The organism is Candidatus Latescibacterota bacterium (assembly GCA_019038625.1).
GTDB lineage: Bacteria > Krumholzibacteriota > Krumholzibacteriia > Krumholzibacteriales > Krumholzibacteriaceae > JAGLYV01.
This window is the reverse complement of sequence record JAHOYU010000230.1, coordinates 1-8,461: the sequence shown is the minus strand read 5'-3', so window position 1 is coordinate 8,461 and position 8,461 is coordinate 1. Positions and strand designations below refer to the sequence as shown.

Annotated in this window: 7 protein-coding genes; 1 reads left to right on the top strand and 6 read right to left on the bottom strand. The window is 49.8% G+C overall.

Features of this window, described 5'->3' with window-relative positions:
• On the bottom strand, positions 1 to 1,940 hold a 1,940-nt coding region (locus KOO63_14885; GenBank protein ID MBU8923102.1), incomplete at its 3' end, for an ABC transporter permease.
• A gap of 137 nt (positions 1,941 to 2,077) precedes the next feature.
• Complete coding sequence (locus KOO63_14880; GenBank protein ID MBU8923101.1) at positions 2,078 to 2,989, bottom strand: MBL fold metallo-hydrolase; 912 nt, start codon at positions 2,987 to 2,989, stop codon at positions 2,078 to 2,080.
• 196 nt (positions 2,990 to 3,185) lie between these two features.
• Between KOO63_14880 and KOO63_14875 the strand changes: the two genes are divergently transcribed.
• A complete protein-coding gene (locus KOO63_14875) occupies positions 3,186 to 4,385 on the top strand; it encodes a beta-lactamase family protein (protein MBU8923100.1) in 1,200 nt (399 codons plus the stop codon).
• A 92-nt stretch (positions 4,386 to 4,477) separates the two neighbouring features.
• On the opposite strand, the gene KOO63_14870 is transcribed toward KOO63_14875, so the two are convergent.
• The 4 genes from KOO63_14870 to KOO63_14855 all read right to left on the bottom strand — a co-directional run.
• Positions 4,478 to 5,215 carry an SIMPL domain-containing protein gene (locus KOO63_14870; GenBank protein MBU8923099.1) on the bottom strand — a complete coding sequence of 246 codons (738 nt, stop codon included), beginning with the start codon at positions 5,213 to 5,215 and terminating at the stop codon, positions 4,478 to 4,480.
• Positions 5,216 to 5,233: 18 nt separating this feature from the next.
• On the bottom strand, positions 5,234 to 5,962 hold the full coding sequence (locus KOO63_14865; protein ID MBU8923098.1) for an SIMPL domain-containing protein: 729 nt from the start codon (positions 5,960 to 5,962) through the stop codon (positions 5,234 to 5,236).
• Positions 5,963 to 6,166: 204 nt separating this feature from the next.
• Entirely contained in the window at positions 6,167 to 6,967 is an 801-nt protein-coding gene (locus tag KOO63_14860; GenBank protein MBU8923097.1) for a hypothetical protein, read from the bottom strand.
• Positions 6,968 to 7,018: 51 nt separating this feature from the next.
• A partial coding sequence (locus KOO63_14855; protein ID MBU8923096.1) for a T9SS type A sorting domain-containing protein occupies positions 7,019 to 8,461 on the bottom strand: 1,443 nt, incomplete at its 5' end.

Below are 8,461 nucleotides of genomic sequence, written 5' to 3'. Positions count from 1 at the left end.
AGCCTAAGGGATATCCTCGAGGGCCTCCCATCTCCCCTGGCCAGGATCATAGGCAACACTTCGTGGTGAAGTGATTCGAAATTGATGTCTTTCACGACTCCGATGATCTCCACTGGGCTGTACTGGTCTCCACCCCTGGCAGGATTCGCATCGAGAAGCATGCCGACCGGCTCGTCGTAGCCAAGCTTCCTTGCGGCAGTCTCGTTTATAATCAGACCTCCACTCTCACCGATACTGGAAACACCTCCATCGTCACTCTCACTCCTGTCGTCGGCCCCGGCACTGATCGGGCTGAAACCCCTCCCGTCCACTATCTCCATGTCCATCAAATCGATAAAGTATTCATCGACCATCAACTGCCTCGCCATGAGCATGTCGCAATCCTCTGGTTCCGGCACCTCATATGTATATTCCATATATCCCATCGTAGGGAGATAACTCGACAAAGTACCTTTGAGGATCCCCGGATGCTTGAGCGCTTCCTGCCTCAACATCTCGCAGTCTTCCCTGGTCATGTCAGGAGCCACACTCAACACGAGGAGCTGATCCCTGTCGAACCCGGGATCCCGGTTATTCATGTATTTGAGCTGATTTACTACTGTCAGAGTACAAATGATCAGGATAATCGAGATAGTGAACTGAAAGACGATCAACACCGGCCTCATCCGGGATTTAACAAGCGCCATCCGGGATGACCTTATCGTATCCACAGGCCGGAATGACGAAAGGAAAAATGCCGGATAAATACCTGCTATTCCTCCTACCAGCAGGGCCAGCGAAAAGAACGACAACATCAGCAATGGCTCCGTCAAATAACCGGCAGAAAGTTCCGCTCCGACAAAGCTGCCAAATACTGGCAGAAAAAAATCGACAGCGACTATTGCTATCACAAACGCCAGAAACGACACGCATATAAACTCACCGAGGTACTGGGCCATAAGCATCCGCCTCGACGCTCCTACCGCTTTGCTGATTCCTACCTGTCTGGCTCTCTCACTACTTCTTGCGGTAGCCAGATTGATAAAACTCACAGTCGAGATCATCAGGATAAAGAGGGCAATGACCGAGAATATCGTCAGTTTTGCTCGCGTAATGGGTGGTGTGAAGTCGAAAGCAAAATCAAAGCTGTCGTCAAAATGGATGTCCTTCACAGGCTGCAGAGTCACACTGCTACTTGCTCCGAGGGATTCCAGCAACTCGGAAGCCCTCTCACTGAAGATCCTGTCCACAGTCGGTTGCAGGGCCTCGGCACCCTGTCCCTCGGCCAGCAGCACGTAGCTCCCGAAAAACGATCTACCTACCCAGTAATCCGGGCCGGCTATTTCAATGCTCGCCATTGACATCAGCATGGGGAATGATGGCATGTGAGATGGTTTCGGAATATCCTTCATGACTCCTGTCACGGTATATTCTTTTTTCCGGTTGAAACTCAGTCTTTTTCCCAGAGGATTTACATCTCCAAAAAACTTGTTCGCTGTGCTACGTGAAAGGACGATACTCAGCGGCGCCGCCAATGCAGTTTTCGGATCACCCTGGATAAGATCGTAGCTGAATATATCGAAGACTGTCGAATCAACCCAAGCTATGTGTCCTTCGAAAAACACCTTGTCTTCTACATAAACTGGCCTCTCGGAACTGGAGTACCTGAACCGTGCGAAGGTCTCTATCCCGGCTATCTCCGAGGCAAGCCCCTCAGAGACAGGGTAAGAGGCCGTTGGAAGATGCATCGCCTGCCCATCCCCCACCACCAGTTCGGTGTTGACCCTGGCAATACGCTCCACTTTCAGGTGGGCATCGTCGTAACTGTCCTCGTGGACCAGGTATATGATGATCATCATGCATGCGGCCATGCCGGCGGCAAGCCCCAGAAGATTCATCGTATTGATCACAAGGTTCTTTTTGAAACTCCGAATAAACAGCAGAAAGACAAATTTCAGCATCGGAAGACCCTTTTTATGGTGAAGCCCCAGGAATCACTGTCCAGATATAACAAGACAGCACAGCAAACCCGCCATGCCTGTTATACGCCTGATTCGCCGGTTTGATTCAGGAATTCTGAATAACCCCATCTGTGAGGTCAGCTGCCCGAAAGACTCATTACTACGAGCCGGGTGAACTCATTTCCATCCATCCACAATATTCCCCAGTCCTCGTCAAATTCTTCGGTAGGTCTTGCGGCCTGTATCTCCTCCAGAGTCTTTCCTTCTTTGAGAAGTTTTGCTACACGTTTTTGTATCGTTGATAACATTTCTACATATGCTTTCATCCCCGCTTTGTCAGACAGAGGCCCGTGACCCGGCACGACTATCGTTTCGTCGTCTATCAGTTCGGTCACTTCTGTCAGGACTGTGATCATTCCACCGATAGAGCCCCCCGAGGAGACGCCTATATAAGGGTACAGCGTATTAAAAAACAGGTCGCCGACATGGATGACATTTTCCTTCATGAAATGGATTATGCAGTCTCCATCGGTATGTCCGGGCCGAATGTGAAACAGCCTGACCCTGCTGTCGTCGACATCGATGATCTTTTCATCTGTAAATGTGACTGTCGGCCTGCCGGCTTCCGCCAGGGGCTCGCTTTCAGTGCCGAAGAAATCCATCATGACCTTCGTACTCAGCCTGGCGTTAAGGTTCTCGTGCCCGATGATCGTGGCTCCTTTTCCTGCCCAGAATACGTTTCCCCCGACATGGTCACTATGCCAGTGAGTGATCACTACCGTTTCGACCGGCTTATCAGTAAATTCGGACAAAGCGGTTTCAACTTTCGGAGCATCTCCCGGATCTGTGCCGGAATCCACCATTAAAATATTTTCTTTGCCGAGATAGACAACAATATTGCCTCCGGAGACATTCTCGACCTGGAATATCGGCCCTCTTATATTCTTTAAGGAGACTGAAGGTTTTTCGGCATCCTGGGAAAACAGGCTGAACGGGACCATAATCAGAAAAACTGCAATCACGACATTGAACAGAATATATTTTTTCATGGTTTTACTCCTGAAGGTTAATGTTTATTTATTAACTGGCTTACTTCGCTCAAAGCTTATCATGGAAAATAAGTCCATGCAATCGTGCAGTACACTGGATGATAGTTGTGCTTGTCGATTGTGAGCGAACCGACTAAAATCCTGCAAGACTCTTTGACTGACGATTCATAATATATACACACTGCGAGATGTAAACATGCCGACCGGGAAAAAGACCAGAAAAACAAAGACAAAAAGACGCCGTGCCCCCGCCATCAGGCAATCAATGGTTTTTCTGCTTCTAGCATTGCTTGTGTCCTGCAGTGCACAGGAGAATATTCCATGTGTCCGCACCGATATCACTACACAGATAGAGTCGAGTATCGACACTTTGCTTGCCGGAATGCTGGAAAGCCATCAGGAGATCCCGGGGATATCGGTGTACATAGACGCCCCTTATCTTTGTGTCTCTTATAGCGCTTCCGCGGGGTTTGAAGGCAGGTCGACCGACCTCCCATTGACTCCTGATCATGCATTCCGTATCGCCAGCAATACTAAGACATATATAGCGGTTTCCATCCTTCGCCTTGTGGAAGATAAGATCATCCAGCTGGACGATCCGATAAGCGACTACCTGCCGCCTGTTTACCTGGACCTGTTGATATCTGACGGATACGAACCGGATAAGATGAAGATCCGCCATATGCTCACCCATACAAGCGGGATGTACGAACATGCCGGAGATGAATATACCGAAATGATCATGGAAGATCCCGGTGGAAAATGGACCAGGCTCGAGCAGTTGAGACTCGCCATACAACTGGGAGCACCATACGGCCAGCCGGGTGAGATCCATCACTATTCTGATACCGGATATATCCTGCTCGGAAAGATCCTGGAAGAAGTGACGGGAAAGACGATGGCGCAGGCGATGCGGGATCTGATCGGGTTTGAAAAGCTCGGCCTCGACAAGACCTGGCTCGAATCTGTCGAAGAAGTTCCCCCAACGGTTACAGGGATAGCTCATCAATATATCGGAGACCTGGATTCTTACGATGTCGATCCATCGATCGATCTCTACGGTGGCGGCGGATTGATGTCGACCGCACGCGATCTTGCGATTTTCGAACAATCTCTCTTTGAGGGAGAGGTATTCACACACGAATCTACCCTTAATACGATGCTCTCGATGTCGATCGCTGCCGAACAGGGCACATATCGCGCGGGGATATGGCACATCGATGTAGATGGGATGACCGGGTGGGGACACACTGGGTTCTGGAACAGCTTTGCTTTCTATTTTCCTGAAATGGATCTTGTGGTCGCCGGTTCGATCATGCAGAGAAACGGGCCACGAGGTAGTGTTCTCGTAGATGAGATCGTCAGGATCGTCCGAACAGCCCTTGAGAAGAAATAGGACAATTCCTTTTATTTGCCCGCAAGTAAATCCTCACCCCTTTGGGCCTCGACCAAATAAATGGACGGGGTATGGATTTTCAGAAGGCACAGCTACCGGACCGTCTCGCTGTCTGATTTCTTCTCGACGAACCTCCACCTACCGCGGACCGATATGTTGATCGATATTTTCGGCGGAGTGATCGGTGTGGGGATAGCTCTTGTGGATTGCAGAGAAATCCGCTCGGAACCGCCTTTTCGCCTGTTAGTGGGGTTGTCGGGATAATGAGTCGTAATCTCTATCAGTTCACCCAGGACACCACCAGCCGCATCGGCTACGACAGCAGCATCAGCGCGCGCATTTCTGACAGCTTTGGCTAGAGCAACACGACGTATACTGTCGAGTTTTGTCGAAGTGAACCTGATTTCACGGATCCTCGTTCCCTCGATCCTCAGTATCTGTTCCAGGATGGTGTCAAGACTGTCAGGATCGGAAGTTGTCACTTGAAGAGCGTGATTCGCGCTGAATCCGATATATTTATCTCGTTTCTTGGGATGTTTCTGAGCCCTCACACTATAATTAGTTGTAATCACTCTCTCATGTCCAAATCCAACAGTATCAAGAGCGGTCAGGACCTGTTCATATAATACTACAGCAACCTCCGCAGCCTCATCCGTTGTTTTCTTTACAAGCCCGAGTGTAAAGGAGACCACTATCCTGTCTGGATCGACACTGCCGCTTCCCATTCCTGTGACTATTACTATAGACCTCGCGTCCTCTTCGGCCAGCGCAGGGGACACGGCGAGAAAAATAACCAGGGACACCAGACTTACTATCCTTCTGATCTTCATCCTGAACCCTCCCATTCCTCAGTTCTCAAACCCACCGATCAGCCTCCAGCGACCGAGGACTGATACGTGAACCTTGATCTTCTGCGGTGTAATTGAGGACCGTTTTACTATTCCACCCTTAAGTGCTAATGCTTCGACTACATTCCTGGTGGGGAATTTTGGGTTTTCGGGGTAAATGGTCGTAAGCTCGATCAGCTCTCCAAGAACACCTCCTGCTGCTGAAGCCATCGATTCTGCCTCGACTACCGCGTTCAGGGTAGCCTCCTTCAAAGCTTCGCTCCGAACGCTGTCAGCTCTGGATGAAAGCGACCAGGTCACACTTGCTGATGCGACTCCGGAACGCAGTACCTGGTCGACTATCTTCCTGACCTCGCCGAGATCCTTAGTATCTATGAATGAATCATGAACCATCCAGTAGCCGATAATCTTATTTCTTTTTTTCCTGTGAGGTTCCGGGTATGAATTAAAATGGCGGGTAATGATCCTTTCGGCCCTGATGCCTGCAGCCTTAAGAGTATCGAGCAGATACGTGTAATTTGAGACGCAGACTTCAGCTGCTTCGTCTACGGTTTCCCCAAAACCTCTGATGTTTATAACAACTCTGGCACTCTCGGGATCGGCCTCGACCCGGCCAGCCCCGGTTGCGACGATTTCAGGATCATCTTTCTCTGATTCCTGGGCCCACGCAGCACTCGGCACAGAGTAAAAAACCATCACGAAAATGACCGCCATGCTCAGTCGCTTCATATCTACCCTCCTTTCTGTTATGGAGTCATCCCTTGTTATTAAAATAATAGTTAGGATGATTTCCCGCCAGAGGTCTCTTGAAAATGTGATTTACAGAAAAGATGTAGTTTGATCTGTTAATGGAAGGAATAAATCCGAAAACCGTAGTGGACCACCATTATTATTTATAATCGTGTAGTTTGTTTGTAGCATGCCAGACAACCATCAATCGACTGCAGGTTGATTGTTGTCTTCCATAAATCCTCGCCAGGCCATCATCTCCTGAAAAACTGCGTCCTTCGTCACGCTGTCAGCCATCACCTGCTCAAAGCCAAGTCCCCTGACATCAATAAGGTACTCTACCAGGAGACCCCAGATATAGTGCGGTCGGTGGATCCTTGCCGTGGGGTTCCATTGGGAGTCATCCAGATATATGTCTATCCTCTCCTGAATAGTGTAGCCGTCGTCGCGGGGCGCGACAAAATGATTGACCCCGTACTCACAATATCCTTCCACCTTCCAGGTGGGCAGGGATCGGGAGGCAAATTCGCCGTATGCATCACCCAGATATTGATGCATCAGTTCGTGTGTAGCAACGTGTATCACACTTCCTTCGCGCGTATTGTATTTCGGTCGCCCGCCCGTTCTTCTGGCTAATTCCATAATGAAGTCTTCATTTATGTAAGCATTACCAAAAAGACAAAAACCCATTATTCGTTTATCCCGCACCGTAAACCGCGAAAAAAAGCTGAACTTGTCCTGTGTCGAACAGAGAATGAGGTTCATTTTTCTATCAGGATCATAGACAGGAACAGCATCAAGACGCGTGAATATCCCGGCCATTATCGAATCTGTCACCGATCCGACAGGAGTCTCGGAGTGAACCGTTATGGCTCTATATTGTTTATCCTCTGGCATAAATAGTCCCGGGTTTGTCAATACGCCAAGGCACAGAAGAATTATCACGATCATTATCGCGATTGCGATCCCGATCCACTTGATTGTTATTTTCAGTATCTTGATCATGGTTCCTGGTATTCTATCAGTAAATTGGTGCGGAATAAATAAAAGACTCAATTAGCGGAGCAAGATCATCTTTTTCTTTTCGCTATGTTTCTCACCCTTCAGGACATAAAAATAGACGCCGCTGGAGACCGCTCGGCCTCGCCAATTCGTGCCATCCCAGTTGGCGGTGTAGTTGTTGCGGGCGAGCGTCGCATCAACCAGCCTGGTGATGAATCTCCCCACAGGGTCGTATATATCCAGAGTGACCTGTCCCGCCATGCCAATGTCGAACGAGATGGTCGTATGCGCGTTGAATGGATTGGGGACATTCTGGGAGAGCAGGTTCACGCAGGGAGGATCAGCCGACTGTTGGAACATGATATTGTCCACAAGGATGTTCCCGGCCTCTGCCCCCTCGGCGTTGCACTGAAGAACCCCGAAATAACAGGCATCGAAGGGCATAATATCATCCATTTGTTCCCGCATGACCTCAATACCGTTCTCAAGAACAGCAAAGATGACACAGTTCATATTACTCTTTGTAACACGGACCGTATAGGTCATGCCCGATTGCAACCGGGAACTATCGAAGAGTCCGCGCTCCTGATCGAGGGTGTTTCGGTACTGAAGGCCCGACCCTGTCGAGAACATGACCCGCCAGTCACCATTCTGATCATTGAACAAACCGGTGAAAGCGCCATCGGATGAGACGTCCATGAATTGAACGTCCCACTGGAAGACCATGTTGCCCGGCCCGAAATCATGCTCCGTAAAGATCGCCTTGTCCCATCCATCCGATTCGCCGGCAGGGGGTTGTGTGATAAGCCGCGTATACCCCTCAACGGAGAGATCGTAATTGAGGGCCATCGCCCAGAGTGACGCGCCGATTTCGTATGCGCCCTTGAAACAATTCTCCGTCTCATTCTGGATCGTCCCGTCACTCGAGATCATCCGGTAGGCAAAGAATGCTCCATACTGTGTCGCGTTGTGGTCGTATAGATCGATGCCGGCATAATTATCGTCGGTCAGAAACGTAAAGGCCTCCGCCCGACACATCGAGTAATCGAATCCAGTCGCTTCCTCAAGGTATGCTGTCACGGTCATAAACCACATCTGGTGACATTCGAAAAAGGATGTCGTATCGTCGCTCGCCCAGACAATACCGCTCATGCATTTCCCGGAGCGGTCCCGGCGATCGGTCATCACCCAATCGATATTCCTCTTCACGGCGGCAGGAATGGACGGGTCACCAGTGATCCGGTGGGCCAGCATGAGGGCGATATCGGCCTTGAGTTGCTGCTGGACCGGGTAGCGTTCCATCAAGGAGCTTAATATGTAGAATCTCCCCGTCACCTCCTGGTTACGTTTATAGGAGGCCACGATCTCATCGATCATACCGAGGAGCTGAGCCTGTTCGCGGTCCGTACCGGAGTGTTCACGATAAGTGAGATATGCGTTCACGAGACCTTTAAGGATATAGCAGGTGCTGAAACTCGGTTTGTCATACACGACCAG